The sequence below is a fragment of the Flavobacterium psychrotolerans genome (assembly GCF_003097635.1).
In the GTDB taxonomy this organism is placed as follows: domain Bacteria; phylum Bacteroidota; class Bacteroidia; order Flavobacteriales; family Flavobacteriaceae; genus Flavobacterium; species Flavobacterium psychrotolerans.
Window position 1 is genome coordinate 1 of the sequence record NZ_QCZI01000048.1, and the last position, 1231, is coordinate 1231.

Consider the following 1231-nt stretch of genomic DNA (forward strand, 5'->3'; position numbering starts at 1 on the left):
CAGCAGGACAATTGTTTGACATCCTTGGTGAAGGTCTGCGCCGCGAGCTTCAGCCCCTCGACCATCGTCAGGTAGGGGAACAACTGGTCAGCCAGTTCCTGTACGGTCATGCGGTTACGGATCGCGAGCACCGCCGTCTGGATCAGCTCGCCCGCTTCCGGGGCCACTGCCTGTACCCCAATGAGTCGTCTGCTACCTTCCTCGGCTTGTCCTTTCGAATTTGAATTGGATAGCGTAACCTTACTTCCGTACTCATGTACGGAGTCAAGCGGTATGGAAAATAATTTGGAGAACCTGACCATTGGCGTTTTTGCCAAGGCGGCCGGGGTCAACGTGGAGACAATCCGCTTCTATCAGCGCAAGGGCCTGTTGCCGGAACCGGACAAGCCTTACGGCAGCATCCGCCGCTATGGGGAGGCGGACGTGGTTCGGGTGAAATTCGTGAAATCGGCACAGCGGCTGGGGTTCAGTCTGGACGAGATTGCCGAGCTGTTGCGGCTCGACGATGGCACCCACTGCGAGGAGGCCAGCAGCCTGGCCGAGCACAAGCTCCAAGACGTGCGCGAGAAGATGGCCGATTTGGCGCGCATGGAGGCTGTGCTGTCTGACCTGGTGTGCGCCTGCCATTCGCGGCAGGGGAATGTTTCGTGTCCGCTGATTGCGTCGTTGCAAGGTGGAACGAGCTTGGCAGGGGCTTCCACAGCTTAGCGTGCTTTATTTTCCGTTTTCTGAGACGACCACAGATCAGAAAAGACTGTGCAGCCGACTCTTGATATTCCGTGCAGTCACCTTCTGAAAATGACAGCTACCTGTGCAACACCCCCTCAAAAATGTACGGAAAACTCTATCGCTATTCACTATTATGCGGAAACCTGTTTTTGATGGTTATCCGCCTATGTTGGTTGGCTACATGCGCGTGTCGTCGGACTCCGACCGCCAGAGCACGGACTTGCAGCGCGACGCGCTGCTCGCCGCCGGCGTCGATCCGCGTCACCTGTTTGAGGATCGTGCCTCTGGCGCGAAGGATGACCGTGCCGGCTTGGCGCGGGCGCTTGAGTTCGTTCGAGCCGGCGATGTGCTGGTGGTGTGGAAACTCGACCGGCTCGGTCGCTCGCTGTCGCACCTGCTCGCCATTGTGACTTCGCTCAAGGACAAGCGGGTGGCGTTCCGCTCGCTGACAGAGAACCTGGACACTACGACGCCCTCGGGCGAATTCCTGTTCCAGGTGTTC

The 1231-nt window shown here is 58.4% G+C and carries 2 protein-coding genes and 1 pseudogene; 2 read left to right on the plus strand and 1 reads right to left on the minus strand.

The window, feature by feature from the left end; genetic code table 11:
- A pseudogene (locus tag DB895_RS14115) lies at positions 1–302 on the minus strand (hypothetical protein); the annotation flags it as partial.
- Between DB895_RS14115 and DB895_RS14120 the strand changes: the two are divergent.
- Both DB895_RS14120 and DB895_RS14125 read left to right on the plus strand, forming a co-directional pair.
- Positions 274–708, plus strand: coding sequence for a mercury resistance transcriptional regulator MerR (locus DB895_RS14120; protein WP_032490487.1), 435 nt, complete (start codon positions 274–276; stop codon positions 706–708). The pseudogene DB895_RS14115 and the gene DB895_RS14120 overlap by 29 nt on opposite strands.
- 154 nt (positions 709–862) lie before the next feature.
- The coding region (locus DB895_RS14125) for a recombinase family protein (RefSeq protein ID WP_243694685.1) at positions 863–1231 on the plus strand (369 nt) is incomplete at its 3' end.

Coding starts and splice junctions, on each gene's coding strand:
- DB895_RS14120 (WP_032490487.1), top strand. CDS start 274: ATGGAAAATAATTTGGAGAACCTGACCATTGGCGTTTTTGCCAAGGCG.